Genomic DNA, 18,591 nt, shown 5'->3' with positions numbered 1-18,591 from the left:
TGGAAACACCAGCATGCCCAGACTGATATCCGCCACCTACCACCCCAACATCGAAGTCGCCGAATTCATCTGCGAAGACGGCCGTCACCTGCTGCGCTCGGGCGGAACGCTGCCATGGCGTATCAATAACCCCGGCGACCTGACTGCCAGGAAGGTCGACGGCGTGCCTGCACCCAGGAAAGCAAAGGGCTACATCGGAGTCGCCACCACCAGATCGGGCAGGACCTTCCTGATCTTTCCCGATGAAGGCGCCGGCCGGGAGGAACTGAAGGCAAACCTGAAGCGCCTGCATGGCGACAGGACGATCTCCGAAGCCATTCCCGTCTATGCCCCGAAGAAGGAAAACGACACGGAGAAATACATACGCGATCTGCTCAAGACCAGCGGTATTCCAGCCGGCAGAAAGATCGGCGAGTGCAGCGACGCCGAACTCGAAAAGATCGTGAACAGCATCGCGGAGATCGAGGGGTTTCACGCCAACGCCGGGACCAGGAAGGAAACCTGGATTGCCGTGAGCAGGATCAACGCGACCGACGGCAGCCAGCCATTGCCCGGCGCAGAGATCGTTCTGCAAAGAGGAGACAGGGAGGAAACGGTCAAGTCCGATGCCGCAGGGCGATTCCCTCCCGTGATTCACCCGGCCGACAACTCAGCCGTGCACGTCAAGGTGGCGGATCCGAAGAGCAGGAAGGCCGTGACGGTCGGAACCATCCAGGGCGACGTCGGAAAGGATTTCAACCTTCTTGCGAAATTCAAGAGGTGGAAGGGCGTCGCCGGCTCGGAAAAGATCAACAGCTCGACCCATGGGCAGAGAAAGCCCATGAGCTATGTCGTACAGCCGGGCGACAGTCTCTGGAAGATCGCGCAGCTGTATCGCACCAGCGTGGAAGCCATCAGGGAGGGCAACGGACGGGGGCACGACAGGATCTATCCGGGTGAGGTGCTGTTGATTGTGGGAAGCGGCAAGACCAAGCCGGACCCCAGGCCTTCGACTGCTCCTCCCGCCATGGCCACTGCCAAGCCACTGGCTGCGAGTGCACCGGCAAGCCCGGCAGTGCCATCGAGGCCAAAAGCAGTTTCTCCTCCACCGCCTCCCGTGCCGACCGGAATCAGGTCATCGGACTCGGAGCGGTCGAAGGAAGGCGAAGGGAAGGTGCTGGCGCTGATCAATCCTGTGCCGGGAAGGGCTCCGTGGATGTCTATCGCCATCGCTGAAGCGAAGATCAGACATGGCAAGACAGAAGAAGTGTTAGAGGCGGAAATCGACTATCACGTCGAGATAGGGGATGGATCGAAATTTCTTTCCCAAAGAGCGTGGTGCGCTGCCTTTGCCAATTGGTGCTTGTTGAAAGCTGGCTATCCGGTAGACAACATGGGATTTTGGGATCGGCGTGCCACGCTCGGCAGAGCTCATGGCTTTTATGAAATGGATGAGGGAAGGAAGATGCGGAATCCGATTTTCGTGGAGTTGGAGAAACCGATATACGGCGCGATCGCGCTTGCAACGCGCAGGAACGGGCACGGCTATCACGTTGGCTTTGCGTACGGGAAGGCGGGTGAAAAAAATCTGATCCTGCTCGGTGGAAATCAAGACGATCGAATCAAGTTTTCACCATTCAACATGGACGCCGAGAGAGTGGTTCAGGTAATCGAAAAAAGCGGAAAGAGAAGTCAGAAAATAGTCAAAAGCAAAAGCTATCTGAAGTACTTCGTTCCTGTTTCCTATTACGAGCAAGCCAAAAGGGATCTTGCGAGTCCTGGCTTGGAATCAATGGACGTGGATGCGTTGAATAAAACAATCGGTGTTCCTCCCGAGAAGAAAGGGAAAAAGCCGGAGCCGAGAACCAACTGAAAGGAAATGAGATGAAGATAGCTATTTTTTGGAGACGAATTGAAATTGTCGTTGCCTTGGCATTTTGTATTCTGTTCTCGATGGATTCTTTCGCCGGGGCGCGAAGTGATCATTTTGTTGCATGGAGTAGTATTGGATCTGATCCTGACAATCGAGCGTTAGCCGAAAAAATCAAGGAGTTTGCGAATGGCGATCGCATTGATTCGATTTGTGGAATTCAGTGGAAAAACAATGATTCAATCCTGTACTTCAATAATCGCGTATTGAAAATTCCAGATGATTTGCTTCGAAAGGTTTTTATCGAGCGCAACACGGAATCCTTCCCTGCGTTAAGCCGGGCATTGCGCTCCTTCAGGCATCCAGAGAGAAATGTGCGCGATGGATTGGATGGAATCGTTTTCTATGACGGAGAAAGATCCTTCCGCATGATGAGCTTCACGGTTGGGGCGAGAAGCGTCAAAACTTACCCTCAAGCTTTTAAGGCGTCTGCCAAAACGAAAGAAATCGAGCGTGCCTTCTGCTCGCTTCTTCCTCCAATCACTCGAGCTCCTTGAGCGTGGGGATCTGAACTTCTACCTTGATCACGGAACGCCCGGGGTGCTGATGGCTAGGTCTGTTCCCGCACTGCGAAGCCCGTGATTGCCCCCATTCCCCTCCCATGCCACCATCTCCCGCATGCCCTACCAACTCCATTACTGGCCCACCATCCAGGGCCGAGGTGAATTCGTCCGGCTCGCGCTCGAAGCTGCCGGCGCGGACTATGTCGACGTGGCGCGCTTGCCCGAGGGCGAGGGCGGTGGCGGATCCGCTCTCGGTGAGCGGCTGGACGACCCGGAAGCCGCGCGCCCTGCCTTTGCGCCGCCGTTCCTCGTCGATGGCGATATCGTGGTCGGCCAGACCGCCGCGATCCTGCTGTACCTGGGCCCCAGGCTGGGCCTGTCGGGCGTAGGCGAATCGGACGGCCTGTGGACGCACCAGCTGCAGCTCACCATCGCCGATGCGGTGGCAGAGGCGCACGATACGCACCATCCGATCTCGGTTGGCGCTTATTACGAAGACCAGCGCGACGCGGCCGTGCAGCGCGCGAAGGCTTTTCGCGAGGAGCGCATCCCGAAGTTCCTCGGCTGGTTCGAGCGTGTGCTGCAGCGCAATCCCGCGGGCAGCCAGCATCTGGTGGGCGACACGCTGACCTACGCCGACCTGTCGCTCTTCCAGCTGGTGGACGGTTTGCACTACGCGTTTCCGAAGGCTTCGGCGCGGGCGCTGGCCGCGACGCCCGCGGTCGTGAAGCTGCATGCCAACGTCAAGCGCCGCCAGCGCGTGCGCGACTACCTTCAGAGTCCGCGCCGGATTGCGTTCAACGAAGACGGCATCTTCAGGCGCTACGCCGAGCTGGACGGCTAGCTGGCTTTCCAGCTGGCCGGTCAGTCGACGAGGGCGGCCGCGTCCTTCCACGCGGGCAGCAACACCAATCCTCCGACCGTCACCGGCTTGCGCTGCGGGCCGAAGAGGTACCGGTGAGGCACGAGGCCTTCGAGGTGGTGCAGCACGTCGCTGCGGTCGTCGATGAAGTGGGTGATGCGCAGTTCGCGGCAGTGGTCAGCTTTTTGCGGCCGCTGGAGGCAGAAGCGCAGGTTCGCGGGCGGCACGCCCGTGCGCTCGAAGAAGCGGTGATGCTGCAGCCACGCACGGCTCTTGGCCTGCACGCTCTGCCCGCATTTCGACACCAGCCACACGCGGCCCTCGAACTTCTCGACCAGTGGGCCGACAGCCTCGAACATGCCTTCGTAGGGTGGTGTGTCCAGCGCGTCCTGCAGCGAGCCGCCGATGAAGGAGGTGTCCGCGCCGCCGGCGCCTTCGGCCGCGATCAGCACGCGACCGATGTCGATGCCGAGACGGGGGAGTAGGGATGCGGGTGCAGATGTGTGTTTCATTTCTTGTTCCTTTTGTCTTGAAGCAGGCGGATCGTAGAAATGAAGCTCATCACCAGGAACTACTGTTATTGAATGGACTATCCATAAAATGGATAGCCAGATGGACATCCCCCGCACCAACCTCGACGCGCTGCAGTCGTTCGCCGTGTTCGCCGACACGCTGAACTTCAGTGAATCGGCGCGCTTGCTGCACATCAGCCAGCCGGCGTTGCATGCCAAGGTGCGCAAGCTGTCGGAGCAGCTCGACGCGAAGCTGTACGTGCGCACGGGCGGTGCGCTCGAGCTCACTGCCACGGGCGAGCAGGTTGCACGGCATGCGCGGGAACTGCTCGCGTTCAACCAGCGCTTCGTGAAGGGGCTGGCCCAAGGGCAGGACGCCCCGGTTGTCACGCTGTCGGCCGGCGAGGGCGCGTACCTCTATTTGCTCGGCAAGGCGCTGTCTCTGTTCTCGGGTGCCGCGGCATCGCCGCACCTGCAGCTGCTGACGCGCGATCGCGACGAATCGATCCAGGCGGTGCGCTCGGGGCAGGCGCATCTGGGCATCGCGCCGCTGGGCACGGTGCCAGCCGACCTGCATGCCGCGCGGTTGACCGCCGTGGGGCAGGTGCTGGTCGTGCCGCGCTCGCATGCGTTGGCCTCGCGAAAGTCGGTGCGCCTGCGCGACCTGAAGGGCGCGCAGCTGATCGTGCCTTCGGCGGGGCGGCCGCATCGCGAGCTGCTCGGCCGCCTGCTGCAGGCCGAGTCGGTGCAGTGGCAGCCATCGCTCGAAGCCAACGGCTGGGAACTGATGCTGCGCTTCGCCCAGCTGGGCTTCGGCCTCGCGGTGGTGAATGCCTGCTGCCACATTCCCAGCGGCCTGGTGGCGATTCCCCTGCAGGGCTATCCGTCGCTCGATTACCACGTGTTCCATGCAGCCGACAGGCCGCCCACCGCACACGTGCAGCGGCTGATGGATGCACTGCTTGCACACGGCGACCACTGGAAGACCCGATGACGCCGGAAGACGCCAGCAAGTTCATCGCCTACGTCCTGCGGCACGCGCCGGAGTCCGTCGGCCTGCAGCTCGATGCGCAGGGTTGGGCCGACGTCGCGGCGCTGGTGGCCGGGGCGGCGGCCGCGGGACGCGATCTGATGACGGCGGATGTACTGCAGGCAGTCGATTCGGGTGCGAAGAAGCGTTTCGAATTGTCGGCCGACCGGCTGCGAATCCGTGCGCTGCAGGGCCACTCCACACCGCAGGTCAGTCGCAGCTTCGAGGCGATCGTTCCGCCGCCGCAGCTTTTTCACGGCACGGCCACGCGTTTCCTGACTTCCATTCGGGTCCAGGGCTTGCTGCCGGGGGCGCGGCAACATGTGCATCTGTCAGTCGACGAAGCCACGGCGGTGCTGGTGGGGCGGCGTCATGGCAAGGCGCATGTGCTCAGGGTCGATGCGGGCCGCATGCACGCGCTGGGCCATGTTTTCCATCGCGCGGAAAACGGGGTTTGGCTGACGGTGGCTGTACCGCCGGAGTTTCTTTTTCCGCCGGCCTAGCTAGTCCTGCTCCGCCTCGCCGCGGATGCGCAGCGCGGCGTCATACAGCGTATTGCGCGGGGCTCCGCTGATCTCCGCCGCGAGCTTCACGGCCGTCTTCACGGGCAGTTCGGCCAGCAGCAGGCGCAGCACGCGCTCGCCTTCCGCGCCGCCGTCGCCGCTCACGGCCACGGGGTGCAGCACCAGAGCGAATTCGCCGCGCGTGCGGTCGCGGTCGGCGCCGAACCAGTCGGGCAACGCGCTTGCGGCGACAGTGGCGATTTCCTCGAACTGCTTGGTGAGCTCGCGGCCCACGGTGACGCGGCGCTCGCCCAGCGTGGACAGCGCGCGCGCGAGGTTCTCGATGCGGTGCGGGGCCTCCAGCAGCACCACTGCGCGCGGCTCCTGCGACAGCGCCTGCACGGCCGTGTCGCGCTCGCCGGACTTGCTCGGCAGGAATCCCGCGAAGACGAAGGCGCTGCTGCTGGCATTGCCGTCACCGCCGCCTTCGGCCACCAGCCCCGCGGCGCCGATCAGCGTGGTCACGCTGCTGGCGCCCGGCAGCGGCAGCACGCGCTGCCCCGCGGCGCGCACGGCGACTGCAAGGCGCGCCCCCGGGTCGCTCACGCCGGGCGTGCCCGCGTCGCTGACGTAGGCGATGCGCTCGCCCTGCGCGAGCCGCGCGACAACCGCCTGCGCGGCCTCGGCCTCGTTGTGCTGGTGCACCGCCAGCAGCCGGGAGCCGGGGCGGTCGATGCCGTAGGCGCGCAGCAGGGCCTGCGTGTGGCGCGTGTCCTCGCAGGCGATGGCGTCCACCAGTTGCAGCACGTGCAGCGCGCGCAGCGTGATGTCGGCCAGGTTGCCGATGGGCGTGGCGACGACGTAGAGCGTGCCTTGCGGATAATGCTGCGCACCCGCGGCGTCGTGCGCGGCCGCGAGGGCGGCGCCGAAAGAAGCAGGGGCGAGTGAAGCCAAGGGGTTTCTCCGTCGGAACGAAAAAGAAGTCAGAAAAATAGAACGCAAGCAGGCCGCGGACAGGGAGGGCCATGAAGACCGACACCACTACGAAGCATCGGGGCGATGCGGCGGAAGACGCCGCGCTCGACCACCTGCGGGACGCCGGCCTCGTGCTGCTCGCCCGCAATTATCGGACGCCCGGGCGCGGCGGCGGCGAGATCGACCTGATCATGCGCGATCCGCGCCCGTCGCCCGCGGGCACGCTGGTGTTCGTGGAGGTGCGCCATCGCAGCACCGGCACGCACGGCGGCGCGGGCGGGAGCATCACCGCAGCGAAGCGGCGGCGCATCGTGTTCGCCGCGCAGAACTACCTGAGCCGGCTGCGCACGGTGCCGCCGTGCCGCTTCGACGTGGTGCTGGTCGAAGAGAAAATCACGTGGCTGCAGGCAGCCTTCGACGCCGGTTGACGACGAGCTCGAGGGAACTGAAGCCTCGATGAAGGCTCCACAACTCGAACGTCTTGTTTCACAGCCCCCAGTTATCATCCCGCCCCATGCTCGAGCAACGGATTCAGCAGCACTTCATCGACAGTGCCGACCTCAAGTACCAGACCGGGCCGGTCCTCAGCAAACCCATCTCTCAAGCGATGCAGGCCATCCTGGCGTGCGTGACCAGCGGCGGCAAGGTGCTCGCCTGCGGAGCCGGCGTGTCGGGCCTGCTGGCGGCCCAGTTCGCCGCGCAGTTCGTGGGCCGCTTCGAGCGCGAGAGGCCCGAGCTCGGCGCCATCGCGCTGCCCGGCGATGCCACCGACCCCGCCGCCGACGGCGCCGAAGCCGCGGATGCCGACCGCTTCGCCCGCCAGGTGCGCGCGCTCGGCCAGGCCGGCGACGTGCTGCTGGCCTTGAGCATCAGCGGCCAGTCGGCGTCGGTGCTGGCTGCCGTGACCGCGGCGCACGAGCGCGACATGACCGTCGTCGCGCTGCTCGGCAACGCCGCGCCGGGCGCAGGCGGCTCCATCGGCCGCGCACTGCGCGAGACCGACGTCCAGATCAGCGTGCCGCACGAGCGTGCGGCGCGCATCCACGAGATCCACCAGATCGCACTGCATTGCCTGTGCGACGGGGTGGACGCCCAGTTACTCGGAGAACAGGAAGTTTCCTCATGACCTTGACGACCATGACGACGACATCGACCCAACGTTTCGCCCTTGCCCTGACCCTGGGCGCCGCACTGGTCACGGGTCTTTCCGCCTGCGTGCCGCTCGTTGTCGGCGGCGCGGCCGTGGTGGGCGTGGGCATGGTGGCCACCGACCGCCGCAGCTCGGGCGCGCAACTCGACGACCAGGGCATCGAGCTGCGTGCCGCGGCCCGCGTGCGCGACATCGCCAACGACCAGATGTACGTGAGCGTCACCAGCTTCAACCGCCAGGTGCTGCTGACCGGCGCCGTGGGCAGCGATGCCGACCGCCGCCGCGTCGAAGATGAGGTAAGCCGCATCGTGAACGTGCGCTCGGTGGTCAACGAGCTGACTGTGGGCTCGTCCAGCACCTTCCAGGATCGCTCGAACGACCTCTACATCACCGGCAAGGTGAAGGCCTCGCTGCTCGACGCCAAGGACATCTTCGCCAACTCCTTCAAGGTGGTGACCGAGCGCGGCGTGGTCTACCTGATGGGCATCGCCACGCGCCGCGAGACCGATCGCGCCACCGAGATCACGCGCGGCGTGTCGGGCGTGGTGAAGGTTGTGCGCGTGGTCGAGGTCGTGAGCGAGGCCGATCTGGCAGCCAGCCAGGCGGCGAACCAGGCTGCGGCGCAGCGCGGCGGCACGGGGCCGGCGCCTGTGACTTCGGCAACGCCGTCCGCGCCCTCCTCGTCTTCCACCTCGCGCGTGCCGCTGCCGCCGATGGAGCCGCTGCCCGCTTCGGGCTCGTCCACGCCAGCGCCTTCCCCGAGCGGCGTGACGACCTCGCCGGTGCGCTGAAGAAGCTGCGTGCCAAGACAGGAAAGCCCGCTGATGCGGGCTTTCTTCATTGCGTCACTTGAGCCGCGTGATGAGGCTCGAGGTATCCCAGCGCCGGCCGCCGGCCTGCTGCACGTCGGCATAGAACTGGTCGACCAGCGCCGTCACCGGCACGCGCGCGCCGTTGCGCTTGGCTTCGTCGAGCACCAGGCCCAGGTCCTTGCGCATCCAGTCGACCGCGAAGCCGTAGTCGAACTTGCCTTCGATCATGGTCTTGCCGCGGTTCTCCATCTGCCAGCTCTGGGCCGCGCCCTTGCTGATGACGCCGAGCACGGCTTCCATGTCCAGGCCCGCGCGCTGGCCGAAGGCGATGGCTTCCGACAGGCCCTGCACCAGCCCCGCGATGGCGATCTGGTTCACCATCTTCGCGAGCTGGCCGGCACCGCTCTCGCCCAGCAGCGTGACCGCGCGCGAGAAGGCCATGGCCACCGGCTTGATGCGTTCGAACACCGCCGCGTCGCCGCCGCACATCACCGTGAGCGCGCCGTTCTGCGCGCCGGCCTGGCCGCCCGAGACGGGCGCGTCGATGAAATGCAGGCCCAGCGCCTGCGCGGCCTTGGAAAGCTCACGCGCCACGTCGGCAGAGGCGGTGGTGTGGTCGACCAGCACCGCGCCCTTCTTCATGCCGGCGAAGGCGCCGTCGTCGCCCAGGACCACCGAGCGCAGGTCGTCGTCGTTGCCGACGCAGCAGAACACGATGTCGGCGCCGGCCGCCGCTTCGCGCGGGGTGGTGGCATGGCGTCCGGGCGGGCCGAATTCGTCGGCCCAGGCCTGCGCCTTGGCGGCGGTGCGGTTGTAGACCGTGACGCTGTGGCCGGCCTTGGCGAGGTGGCCGGCCATCGGGCCGCCCATGACGCCGAGGCCCAGGAAGGCCACTGTCTGCGCGGGAATGGATTCGTAGGTGCGGGGGTTGATGCTGCTCATGGGGCCACAGCTTAAGGCCATTCCGCCGCAGGTGCCGTCCGGCGGACACCGGCCTCCCGCAGCCCCCGCGGCCTCAGACGATCGCGAAGTGCTCCGTGCCCGCAGCCAGGTCGGTGCTGCGTGCACGCTGGCTGTTGAGCTTGATCTGCAGGCGAAGGTCGTTGGCCGAGTCGGCGTTGCGGATGGCGTCCTCGAAGCTGATCGAGTGGCTCTCGAAGAGGTCGAACAGCGCCTGGTCGAATGTCTGCATGCCCAGGTTGCGGCTCTTCTTCATGATCTCCTTGATCTCGCCCACCTCGCCCTTGAAGATCAGGTCGGAAATCAGCGGCGTGTTCAGCAGCACTTCGACCGCGGCCACGCGGCCCAGGCCGTCTTCGGTCGGCACCAGCCGCTGGGAGACCAGCGAACGCAGGTTCAGCGACAGGTCCATCAGCAGCTGGGCGCGGCGCTCCTCGGGGAAGAAGTTGATGATCCGGTCGAGTGCCTGGTTGGCGCTGTTGGCGTGCAGCGTGGCCATGCACAGGTGGCCGGTCTCGGCGAAGGCCACGGCGTGCTCCATGGTCTCGCGGTCGCGGATTTCGCCCATCAGGATCACATCGGGCGCCTGGCGCAGCGTGTTCTTCAGCGCGGCTTCCCAGCTGTCGGTGTCGATGCCCACTTCGCGCTGCGTCACCACGCAGTTCTTGTGCGGATGCACGAATTCGACCGGGTCCTCCACCGTCACGATGTGGCCGAAGGAGTTCTCGTTGCGCCAGTCGATCATGGCCGCCAGCGTGGTCGACTTGCCCGAGCCCGTGGCGCCCACCAGGATGCACAGGCCGCGCTTGGTCATCGACACCTCCTTCAGCACCTGCGGCATGCCCAGGCCGTCGATGGTCGGCAGCTTGGCGGGAATGGTCCGCAGCACCATGCCGACCTTGCCCTGCTGCACGAACGCGTTCACGCGGAAGCGGCCGATGCCGGTGGGCGAGATCGCGAAGTTGCATTCCTTGGTGCGCTCGAACTCGGCCGTCTGGCGGTCGTTCATGATCGAGCGCGTCAGCGCCAGCGTGTGCGGCGCGCCCAGCGCCTGCTGCGAGACCTTGGTGACCTTGCCGTCGACCTTGATGGCCGGCGGAAAGTCGGCCGTGATGAACAGGTCGCTGCCGTTGCGGCTCACCATGAGCTTGAGCAGGTCGTTGATGAACTGGCTGGCTTGATCGCGTTCCATGATGTCGGTGCTCCGAAGGGCTGTGGATCAGCCGGGGAAGTTCTCGGGAATTTTGGCCTTGCCGCGGGCTTCTGCTGCCGAGATGGTATTGCGGCGCACCAGTTCCGTCAGGTTCTGGTCCAGCGTCTGCATGCCAGAGCCCTGGCCGGTCTGGATGGTGGAGTACATCTGCGCCACCTTGGCCTCGCGGATCAGGTTGCGGATGGCCGGCGTGCCCAGCATGATCTCGTGCGCCGCCACGCGGCCCTGGCCGTCCTTGGTCTTGCACAGAGTCTGCGAGATCACGGCCTGCAGCGACTCCGAGAGCATGGCGCGGATCATTTCCTTCTCTTCGCCCGGGAACACGTCGATGATCCGGTCGATGGTCTTGGCGGCCGACGAGGTGTGCAGCGTGCCGAACACCAGGTGGCCCGTCTCCGCCGCGGTCATCGCCAGGCGGATGGTCTCCAGGTCGCGCAGCTCGCCCACCAGGATGGCGTCGGGGTCTTCGCGCAGGGCGGAGCGCAGGGCGTTGGAGAACGACAGCGTCATCGGCCCCACCTCGCGCTGGTTGATCAGGCACTTCTTCGACTCGTGCACGAATTCGATCGGGTCTTCCACCGTGAGGATGTGGCCGTACTCGTTCTCGTTGAGGTAGTTGATCATCGCCGCCAGCGTGGTCGACTTGCCCGAACCCGTGGGGCCCGTCACCAGCACCAGCCCGCGTGGCTTGAGCGCCAGTTCGCCGAAAATCTTGGGCGCGTTGAGCTGCTCGAGCGTGAGGATCTTCGAGGGAATGGTCCGGAACACGGCGGCCGCGCCGCGCGCCTGGTTGAAGGCGTTCACGCGGAAGCGCGCGAGGCCGTCGATCTCGAAGGAGAAGTCGACCTCCAGGAACTCTTCGTAGTGCTTGCGGTGCGTGTCGCTCATGATGTCGTACACCATGGCGTGCACGCCCTTGTGGTCGAGCGCGTCCACGTTGATGCGGCGCACGTCGCCGTTGACGCGGATCATGGGCGGCAGGCCCGCGGAAAGGTGCAGGTCGGAGGCTTTGTTCTTGACGCTGAACGCCAGCAGTTGGGTGATGTCCACGGGGCTCCTCGGCTCGGGTTTCGTGACGTTTTGATACGATTTTGGACGATTATGACGATGATTGGCGACGACCTCCAGCAAGTAAACGACCGGATCGCGAAGGCATGTGTAACGGCCGGCCGCGACCCGGCCAGCGTGCGCTTGCTGGCGGTGTCCAAGACCTTCGGACCGGAGGCGGTGCGCGAGGCGCACGCGGCGGGCCAGTCGGCCTTCGGCGAGAACTACGTGCAGGAGGGGCTGGACAAGATCGAAGCGCTGGCCGACCGGCGTTCCTCCCTCGAATGGCACTGCATCGGGCCCCTTCAGAGCAACAAGACGCGGCCTGTGGCCGAGCACTTCGACTGGGTCCACAGCATCGACAGATTGAAGATCGCCGAGCGTCTTTCGGCCCAGCGGCCGGCGCATCTGCCGCCGCTGAATGTATGCCTTCAGGTTAATGTGGACGGCGGCGCCAACAAGTCGGGCGTGCCTCCGGAAGAGGCGCTCGCGCTGGCGCGTGCTGTGGCGGCTTTGCCACAACTTCGGCTGCGCGGGCTGATGGCGATTCCCGAGCCGGCCACCGGCTTCGAAGCGCAGCGCGAACTGTGCCTGCGCGCGCATGCGGTGTACCAGTCGATCCGCGACGCGGGCATCGCGCTCGATACCTTGTCGCTCGGCATGAGCGCGGACCTCGAAGCCGCCATCAGCGCAGGCAGCACGATGGTGCGCGTGGGAACGGCGATCTTCGGCGCGAGATAGGCACACCCCCAGTCTTCGCGCACTTCGTGTCGCTTCGCCAACCCCCTTGCAGGGGGCAATACCTGCGGCCCGGCAAAGCCGGTTCCGCGGTATTCCTGGCGTCAATGATCTTCACACCCCCAGCGGCAGGCGCGCACTGTTCTTCACTTCTTCCATCACCGCATAGGTCCGCGTCTCGCGCACGCCGGGCAGCTGCCACAGCACGGTGCCGGCGAACTCGCGGTAGGCGGCCATGTCGGCCATGCGGGTCTTGAGCAGGTAGTCGAAGCCGCCGGCGACCATGTGGCATTCCATGATCTCGTCGCGCACCTGCACGGCGGCCTTGAACTGGTCGAACACGTTGGGCGTGGTGCGGTCGAGCAGCACCTCGACGAAGACGGTGAAGCCGCGGCCCAGTTTGTGCGGATCGAGCCGCGCCTCGTAGCCCTGGATGAAGCCGTCGCGCGTGAGCCGCTGCACCCGCGCCAGCACCGCCGTCGGCGAAAGCGCCACCGCCTCGGCCAGCTTGAGGTTGGTGATGCGGCCGTCTTCCTGAAGGATCTTCAGAAGGCGCAGATCGATGCGGTCCAGGTCGAGCATCGGAGGATTATCCGGCTCGGGCATCGAATCGTGGCAAAAGATGCGGCCTATGACGTCCGGTCGTAGGAGATAGAACCAAGGAACTGCCGGCGGCCTACCCTCGGATGGCCAAGGGGGCCGCCGTGCGTCCCGTTTGCCGTCAGCGAAGCTGCGTCTGGTCGACCAGCGCGCCGTAGGCCGGGCTCGCGCGCAGCCTCGCGTACTCGGCGGCCGCTTCGCGGTAGCCGGGCTTCATCGAATCGGCGCCGGCTTCGCCGGCCTGCCGGGCGGCCAGGCCCGACTGGATCCACAGGCGCGTGTCGGCCTCCACGGCGGCACGGCTGTTGGCCGAGACCACGGCGGGCTCCTGCCGGTAGCCGCTGGTGTAGCCCTGCGTGGGGGCGGTCTTCAGCCACTGCACCGCGTCGGCGGTCACCGCGGCGCGCGTCGTCGAAGAGGCCAGCGGCGCGGGGCGCGGATCGCCCTCGGCGTAGTTGCCGGCGAAGCTCGGCGCGGCGACCGTGCCCAGCAGGGCAGCGAGGGCGGCGGTGCCGATCAGGCGGGTGGCGGATGCTTGCTTGCTCATTCGTTGCTACTCCTTGATGTGTGACGTTGGTTGCTAAGTTCGTCCTGGTTGGTGAGGCCAACTCTAAGAAGCGGATCCGCGGGGTCGATGACCCGTCGATGACGTTTCTGTCATCTGGCGATTCACGCCTCTATCGATCGCTCGATTGCATCGGCGCGATGCCGGCATCGCAGGCCTACCAACCTCTCTTGCATAACCGCCTCCGCGGCGCGCATAAGCCATGGCGCAACGCGCGGCGGAGGTCTATCGTTGCGGCCACCCTCACAAACCAACAAGGGAACGCATATGAGCGAAAAACTCTCCTTCGTCAGTCCTACAGCCAACAGCCCGTGGGGCACCTATCTCTCGCAGGTCGATCGCGTCGTGCCGTACCTCGGCCCGCTGGCCCGCTGGGTCGAAACCCTCAAGCGCCCCAAGCGCGCGCTCATCGTCGACGTGCCCATCGAAATGGACGACGGCAGCATCGCCCACTTCGAGGGCTACCGCGTGCAGCACAACATGAGCCGCGGCCCGGGCAAGGGCGGCATCCGCTTCCACCCCGACGTCACGCTCGAAGAAGTGATGGCCCTGTCGGCCTGGATGACCATCAAGACGGCCGCCGTGAACCTGCCGTACGGCGGCGCCAAGGGCGGCATCCGTGTCGACCCGAAGAAGCTCTCGCCGCAGGAGCTCGAGAAGGTCACCCGTCGCTACACCAGCGAGATCGGCATCATCATCGGCCCGCACACCGACATCCCCGCGCCCGACGTCAACACCAACGCGCAGATCATGGCGTGGATGATGGACACCTACTCGATGAACGTCGGCGGCACCGCCACCGGCGTCGTCACCGGCAAGCCCCTGCACCTGGGCGGCTCGCTGGGCCGCGTGAAGGCCACCGGCCGCGGCGTGTTCGTCACCGGCCGCGAGGCGGCTCGCCGACTGGGCATGGACCTGCGCGGTGCGCGCATCGCGGTGCAGGGCTTCGGCAACGTGGGCTCCGTCGCGGCAGAACTCTTCGCCGAAGCCGGCGCCAAGATCGTCGCCGTGCAGGACCACACCGGCACCATCGTCAACAGCAACGGCCTCGACCTCGCCAAGCTCGTGCCCATCTCGCGCACCGACGGCGTGGTCGGCTTCAAGGCCGGCGGCGACATCGTGCCGAACGAGGACTTCTGGAACACGCCCTGCGACATCCTCATTCCGGCCGCCCTCGAAGGCCAGCTCACCGCCGAGCGCGCGCAGAAGACCACCGCCAAGCTGGTGCTCGAAGGCGCCAACGGCCCCACCGTGCCGCAGGCCGACGACATCCTCGCCGAGCGCGGCGTGCTGGTGGTGCCCGACGTGATCTGCAACGCCGGCGGCGTGACCGTGAGCTACTTCGAATGGGTGCAGGACTTCTCGTCCTTCTTCTGGGACGAGGACGAGATCAACGTGCGCCTCGACCGCATCATGATGAACGCGCTCAACCAGATCTGGGACACGGCCGACAAGCACAAGATCACCCTGCGCACGGCGACGTACGCGGTGGCATGCGAGCGCATCCTGATGGCTCGCCAGGAACGCGGTCTGTATCCCTGATCTTTTTTTGACGGCCGGGGAGGCTACGCTCGGGGGATGACCACCACCCCCGCGCAGACCTCTCCTCCGCTTCCTCCACTCCCCCCCGAAAGCGCCGCGCGCCTGCAGGCCCTGATGGCCAGCGGGCAGCGCCGGCTGCTGGGGCTCGTCGGTGCGCCCGGCGCGGGCAAGTCGACGCTCGCGGCGGCGCTGCTGCAGGCGGTGGGGGCGGAGCGTGCCCAGGTGGTTCCGATGGACGGCTTCCACCTTGCCAACGTCGAGCTGCAACGGCTCGGCCGCGCCGGACGCAAGGGCGCTCCCGACACCTTCGACAGCGCCGGCTACGTCGCGCTGCTGCAGCGGCTGCGCGAGCAGCGGCCCGACGGCGGCATCGTCTACGCGCCCGAGTTCCGCCGCGAGATCGAGGAGCCGATCGCCGGCGCGATCGCGGTGCTGCCGACGACGCAGCTCGTCATCACCGAGGGCAACTACCTGCTGCACGACGCCGGCCCGTGGGCCGGCGCGGCGGCGATGCTCGACGAGGTCTGGTACGTGGACATCGACGACGCGGTGCGCGAGGAGCGGCTGGTGCGCCGCCACCAGCAGTTCGGCCGCAGCGCCGAGGAGGCGCGCGCGTGGGTGGAGAGCACCGACGCGCCGAACGCGCGGCTGATCGCGGCGACACGGGTGCGCGCGCACCACGTGCTGCCCTGGTCCTGAAAATTTCGGCATCGCGGCGGGAACGCCGCTGCACGGGCGCGCTCGAAGGCTTGCCGGCAAGGCCGCCGGTTAGCATTCGCCGCTTCATGCCGTCCATGCACTCCAATTCCCTGTTTGCCATCCCTGTTCCGGGCCGTACGCCGGTCCGTACATCGGTTCTCGCCGCGGGCCTGTTGTCCGCCGCTGTCCTGCTCGCCGGCTGCGGCAGCGCCTCCCGCCAGGCCAGCTACGAGCCCGAGGCCTTCAGTTCCACCAACACCCACACCCGCGACTACGAGGCCACCGAGGCCGAGACCTGCGAGGCCGCGCGCCGTGCGCTGCTGAGCCAGGGCTACATGATCACGGCCGCCAACTCCGACCTCGTGACGGGGCGCAAGAGCTTCCAGCCGGCCGCCGAGGTGCATGTGGAGGTGGAGTTCCGCGTGGTCTGCGCGCGCGAAAGCACCCGCAGCGGCAAGGCGGGCAGGAGCACCGTGGCCTTCGCCACCGCGCTGCAGGACCGCTACGGGCTCAAGAAGGTGAACAACTCGGCGAGCCTGGGCGTGGGCGCGATCGGCTCGCTCTCGCTGCCGTTCACCAGCAGCGACGACGCGATGGTGAAGGTGGCCAGCGAGACGCTCACCGACGAGCGCTTCTACGACCGCTTCTTCGCGCTGCTCGATCGCTTCCTCGAAGGCCCGGGCCCTGAAGCGCAGGACGAGGCCGCGGCGAAGCCCGAGCAGACGCCGGTCGCCTCGCCGGCCTCGGCGACCGGGCCGTCGCCCGCGCCGTTGCCCGCACCGGCGCCTGCCCCCGATCCGGCACCGGCCGTCACCTATCCCGTGACTTCGTCTCCCAACCGGGGCTGAAGCTCCCAGATACCAAGACATGTCTTACAATCCGGGCATGGCTTCCACCATCCCGGATCCGGCGCAATGCGCCTCTCGCCTTCGCAGCTCGGTGTCGCTGCTCGCCCGCCAGTTGCGAAACGGCAGTGCCGCGGCGGACAGCCCCAGCGTGGCCAAGCTCAGCGTGCTGGGCCAGCTCCATCAGCATGGGCCTTGCACGCCCACGACGCTGGCGGGGCTGGAGCGCGTCAAGCTCCAGTCGCTGACGCGGCTGCTCGCCGAACTGGAAGCCGAGGGCTGGATCGGCCGCGCGCCGCATCCGGGCGACGGGCGCCAGTGGCTGCTCTCGCTCACCGCGGAGGGCACGCGCCGGCTGAAGGCGATCATGCGCACGCGCGAGGCGGCGCTGGCCGAGGCGATCGGTGCCACGCTCGATGCCGACCAGCGCGCCCTGCTGCAGCAGGCCTGCGCCTTGATCGACGGCATCTCGGCCGCGCTCGGCGGCAACGCGAAGACTACGGGGTCATGATGGGCACGAGCGCACTGCAGCGCCTCGCCGCTCCCTGGCGGCATGGCCGCTGGCGCTCCGGCGCGCAGCTTGTGGCCGCCGTCGCCATCGCTTGGGGCGTGGCGACGGCATTGCATCTGCCCGAGAGCTTCTGGGCCGTGATGAGCGTGCTGATCGTCATGCGCCCGAGCGCCGGTTCCACGCTCGACGCAGGGTGGGACCGCGTGCGCGGCACCGCCGCCGGCGCGCTCGTCGGGCTTGCCGGCGTCTATCTGCATCACCATGGCGCGCCGGTGCTCGCGACCACGCTCGGCCTGGTCATGCTGCTGTCCTTCGCCAGCGTGTCCGTGCCGGGCATGCGCAGCGCGCCGGTGGCGGCGCTGATCATCCTGTCGGCGGGCGGCATTCCGGGCCATTCGGCGCTGCAGGTGGCGCTGCTTCGCCTGGCGCAGATCGGCATCGGCGTGGGCGTGGCGCTGGTGGTTTCGACGGTGATGTCGGAGTACCACGCGGGCATGCGCTTCGACGAGGGCTGCGCGGCGCTGCTGCGCGGCATCGGCAGACGGATGTCGGCGTCGCGGCGGACGAGCGATGCGGCGGAGATCGAGCGCATCCAGGCAGGCACGCGCGCGTCGCTGGGCCGCCTGGCCGCGCTGGCCGCGCTGGCCGGCAGCGCCGACCTGGAGGCCCGGTGGTGGCGCCGCGGCGGCACCGGCGGCAGCTATCGCGACAAGGCCAGGCTGGCGGCGCGCATCTTCCAGGACGCCACGGTGCTCGACCGCGTGTTGCGGCTGGCACCTGGGGCGCAGGCCGAGGTGTCGCAAGCGGCAGGCGCGGCGGGTGCGGCCATCGCCGGCATGGCCGACGCGCTCGCGGGCCAGTCCGCCCCTCACGACCTGGGCGAACTGGCCCGCTGCGCCGCGCAGGCTTCGTCGCGACACGAGGCATCGAACGCGCTGCTGGCCGCGCCGCTGAACCTGCTGCTCGACGACCTGCGGCGCTTGCAGGCGGTCATCGCCGCCCGTCCGCCGGCGTAGTCCTCCGGCCGCCGCCGACATCGAACGTCCTAGAATCTTCCGAAAATTCATTCGTTTCGGAGAGGGACGGGCATGGAAGACAAGTCGCAGGACGCGCGCTACGCGCCTCCGCAATCCCATGTGGAAGACGTGGTGCCGCCTGGCGGCGCGCAGCCGGGTGAGCTCGCATCGCGCGGCACGCGCTTCCTCTCTGCGATGCTCGACGCGGGCATTTCCATCGCGGCGATCTGGCTCCTTGCGACATTCACGCCCATCAATCTCTGGGAAGACGACGGCCTCGGCATGTGGGAGCCGCGCATCTCCAGCGCGGCTTCCGGCGTCGTCCTCTACCTCGTGCTGCACGGCTACCTGCTGGCCACCCGCGGCCAGACCATCGGCAAGGCGCTGTTCAAGATCCGCATCGCGCGGCCCGACGGTTCGCGCGCGCAGATCGGCCGCATCCTCGCGCTGCGCGACGGCCCGTTGTTCTTCACCAGCATCTGGCCGCTGCTCGGGCCCATCTACGTGCTGATCGACTGCCTCTTCATCTTCCGCGCGTCGCGCCGCTGCCTGCACGACCAGATCGCCGACACCGTCGTGCTGCAAGCCTGAGCCGGGCG

At 66.9% G+C, this 18,591-nt stretch carries 22 protein-coding genes; 15 read left to right on the top strand and 7 right to left on the bottom strand.

What is annotated here, in order from left to right; all coding sequences use genetic code 11:
• Positions 1–13: 13 nt before the first annotated feature.
• The 3 genes from FHT32_RS31125 (at position 14) to FHT32_RS31115 (ending at position 3,256) form a co-directional block, all read left to right on the top strand.
• The gene (locus FHT32_RS31125) at positions 14–1,852 is read left to right on the top strand and encodes a LysM peptidoglycan-binding domain-containing protein (protein WP_176668414.1); all 1,839 of its coding nucleotides are present in this window, start codon (positions 14–16) and stop codon (positions 1,850–1,852) included.
• Positions 1,853–1,863: 11 nt separating this feature from the next.
• Positions 1,864–2,406, top strand: coding sequence for a hypothetical protein (locus tag FHT32_RS31120; RefSeq protein ID WP_176668413.1), 543 nt, complete (start codon positions 1,864–1,866; stop codon positions 2,404–2,406).
• Between the two features lie 121 nt (positions 2,407–2,527).
• Positions 2,528–3,256: a glutathione S-transferase gene (locus tag FHT32_RS31115; protein WP_176668412.1), complete on the top strand. Its 729-nt coding sequence runs from the start codon at positions 2,528–2,530 to the stop codon at positions 3,254–3,256.
• Between the two features lie 20 nt (positions 3,257–3,276).
• Here FHT32_RS31115 and FHT32_RS31110 read toward each other — a convergent pair whose 3' ends face one another.
• Complete coding sequence (locus FHT32_RS31110) at positions 3,277–3,786, bottom strand: hypothetical protein (protein WP_176668411.1); 510 nt, start codon at positions 3,784–3,786, stop codon at positions 3,277–3,279.
• A 100-nt stretch (positions 3,787–3,886) separates the two neighbouring features.
• Here FHT32_RS31110 and FHT32_RS31105 point away from each other — a divergent pair, with 100 nt between their 5' ends.
• Positions 3,887–4,780 (top strand): LysR family transcriptional regulator, encoded by an 894-nt coding sequence (locus FHT32_RS31105; protein WP_176668410.1) that lies wholly within the window; start codon positions 3,887–3,889, stop codon positions 4,778–4,780.
• The gene (locus FHT32_RS31100; protein ID WP_176668409.1) at positions 4,777–5,319 is read left to right on the top strand and encodes an RNA 2'-phosphotransferase; all 543 of its coding nucleotides are present in this window, start codon (positions 4,777–4,779) and stop codon (positions 5,317–5,319) included. Before FHT32_RS31105 ends, FHT32_RS31100 begins: the two co-directional genes overlap by 4 nt.
• Here the strand turns inward: FHT32_RS31100 and rsmI are convergent, their stop codons facing one another.
• A complete protein-coding gene (gene rsmI, locus FHT32_RS31095) occupies positions 5,320–6,273 on the bottom strand; it encodes a 16S rRNA (cytidine(1402)-2'-O)-methyltransferase (protein WP_176668408.1) in 954 nt (317 codons plus the stop codon).
• 71 nt (positions 6,274–6,344) lie between these two features.
• Here rsmI and FHT32_RS31090 point away from each other — a divergent pair, with 71 nt between their 5' ends.
• The 3 genes from FHT32_RS31090 (at position 6,345) to FHT32_RS31080 (ending at position 8,235) form a co-directional block, all read left to right on the top strand.
• Positions 6,345–6,722: a YraN family protein gene (locus tag FHT32_RS31090; protein WP_176668407.1), complete on the top strand. Its 378-nt coding sequence runs from the start codon at positions 6,345–6,347 to the stop codon at positions 6,720–6,722.
• Positions 6,723–6,808: 86 nt separating this feature from the next.
• Positions 6,809–7,420: an SIS domain-containing protein gene (locus FHT32_RS31085; RefSeq protein WP_176668406.1), complete on the top strand. Its 612-nt coding sequence runs from the start codon at positions 6,809–6,811 to the stop codon at positions 7,418–7,420.
• The gene (locus tag FHT32_RS31080) at positions 7,417–8,235 is read left to right on the top strand and encodes a BON domain-containing protein (protein ID WP_176668405.1); all 819 of its coding nucleotides are present in this window, start codon (positions 7,417–7,419) and stop codon (positions 8,233–8,235) included. The genes FHT32_RS31085 and FHT32_RS31080 overlap by 4 nt, the downstream gene beginning before the upstream one ends.
• 54 nt (positions 8,236–8,289) lie before the next feature.
• Here FHT32_RS31080 and FHT32_RS31075 read toward each other — a convergent pair whose 3' ends face one another.
• The 3 genes from FHT32_RS31075 to FHT32_RS31065 all read right to left on the bottom strand — a co-directional run bounded on the left by FHT32_RS31075 (position 8,290) and on the right by FHT32_RS31065 (position 11,479).
• Complete coding sequence (locus FHT32_RS31075) at positions 8,290–9,198, bottom strand: NAD(P)-dependent oxidoreductase (RefSeq protein WP_176668404.1); 909 nt, start codon at positions 9,196–9,198, stop codon at positions 8,290–8,292.
• 73 nt (positions 9,199–9,271) lie between these two features.
• Positions 9,272–10,408, bottom strand: coding sequence for a PilT/PilU family type 4a pilus ATPase (locus FHT32_RS31070; protein WP_176668403.1), 1,137 nt, complete (start codon positions 10,406–10,408; stop codon positions 9,272–9,274).
• Positions 10,409–10,435: 27 nt separating this feature from the next.
• Complete coding sequence (locus FHT32_RS31065; protein ID WP_093206426.1) at positions 10,436–11,479, bottom strand: type IV pilus twitching motility protein PilT; 1,044 nt, start codon at positions 11,477–11,479, stop codon at positions 10,436–10,438.
• Positions 11,480–11,530: 51 nt separating this feature from the next.
• On the opposite strand from FHT32_RS31065, the gene FHT32_RS31060 reads away from it, so the two are divergent.
• A complete protein-coding gene (locus tag FHT32_RS31060; protein WP_176668479.1) occupies positions 11,531–12,217 on the top strand; it encodes a YggS family pyridoxal phosphate-dependent enzyme in 687 nt (228 codons plus the stop codon).
• Between the two features lie 111 nt (positions 12,218–12,328).
• Here the strand turns inward: FHT32_RS31060 and FHT32_RS31055 are convergent, their stop codons facing one another.
• Together FHT32_RS31055 and FHT32_RS31050 are read right to left on the bottom strand one after the other, a co-directional pair.
• Entirely contained in the window at positions 12,329–12,796 is a 468-nt protein-coding gene (locus FHT32_RS31055) for an Lrp/AsnC ligand binding domain-containing protein (protein WP_019657564.1), read from the bottom strand.
• 139 nt (positions 12,797–12,935) lie between these two features.
• A complete protein-coding gene (locus FHT32_RS31050; protein WP_176668402.1) occupies positions 12,936–13,361 on the bottom strand; it encodes a hypothetical protein in 426 nt (141 codons plus the stop codon).
• Between the two features lie 285 nt (positions 13,362–13,646).
• On the opposite strand from FHT32_RS31050, the gene FHT32_RS31045 reads away from it, so the two are divergent.
• The 6 genes from FHT32_RS31045 to FHT32_RS31020 all read left to right on the top strand — a co-directional run bounded on the left by FHT32_RS31045 (position 13,647) and on the right by FHT32_RS31020 (position 18,583).
• On the top strand, positions 13,647–14,921 hold the full coding sequence (locus FHT32_RS31045) for a Glu/Leu/Phe/Val dehydrogenase (protein WP_176668401.1): 1,275 nt from the start codon (positions 13,647–13,649) through the stop codon (positions 14,919–14,921).
• Between the two features lie 36 nt (positions 14,922–14,957).
• Positions 14,958–15,620 (top strand): nucleoside/nucleotide kinase family protein, encoded by a 663-nt coding sequence (locus FHT32_RS31040; RefSeq protein WP_176668400.1) that lies wholly within the window; start codon positions 14,958–14,960, stop codon positions 15,618–15,620.
• Positions 15,621–15,793: 173 nt separating this feature from the next.
• Positions 15,794–16,468 (top strand): DUF2242 domain-containing protein, encoded by a 675-nt coding sequence (locus tag FHT32_RS31035; protein WP_371132297.1) that lies wholly within the window; start codon positions 15,794–15,796, stop codon positions 16,466–16,468.
• A 37-nt stretch (positions 16,469–16,505) separates the two neighbouring features.
• Complete coding sequence (locus tag FHT32_RS31030; protein WP_176668398.1) at positions 16,506–16,976, top strand: MarR family winged helix-turn-helix transcriptional regulator; 471 nt, start codon at positions 16,506–16,508, stop codon at positions 16,974–16,976.
• On the top strand, positions 16,973–17,992 hold the full coding sequence (locus FHT32_RS31025) for an aromatic acid exporter family protein (RefSeq protein ID WP_176668397.1): 1,020 nt from the start codon (positions 16,973–16,975) through the stop codon (positions 17,990–17,992). The genes FHT32_RS31030 and FHT32_RS31025 overlap by 4 nt, the downstream gene beginning before the upstream one ends.
• A gap of 72 nt (positions 17,993–18,064) precedes the next feature.
• Positions 18,065–18,583 carry an RDD family protein gene (locus tag FHT32_RS31020; RefSeq protein WP_176668396.1) on the top strand — a complete coding sequence of 173 codons (519 nt, stop codon included), beginning with the start codon at positions 18,065–18,067 and terminating at the stop codon, positions 18,581–18,583.
• Positions 18,584–18,591: the final 8 nt, after the last annotated feature.

Origin of the sequence: Variovorax sp. SG517 (genome assembly GCF_013376045.1) — a bacterium.
Classification (GTDB): Bacteria; Pseudomonadota; Gammaproteobacteria; order Burkholderiales; family Burkholderiaceae_C; genus Variovorax.
Note: the sequence above shows the minus strand (reverse complement) of the source record. Positions and strands in the feature narration are given on the sequence as shown.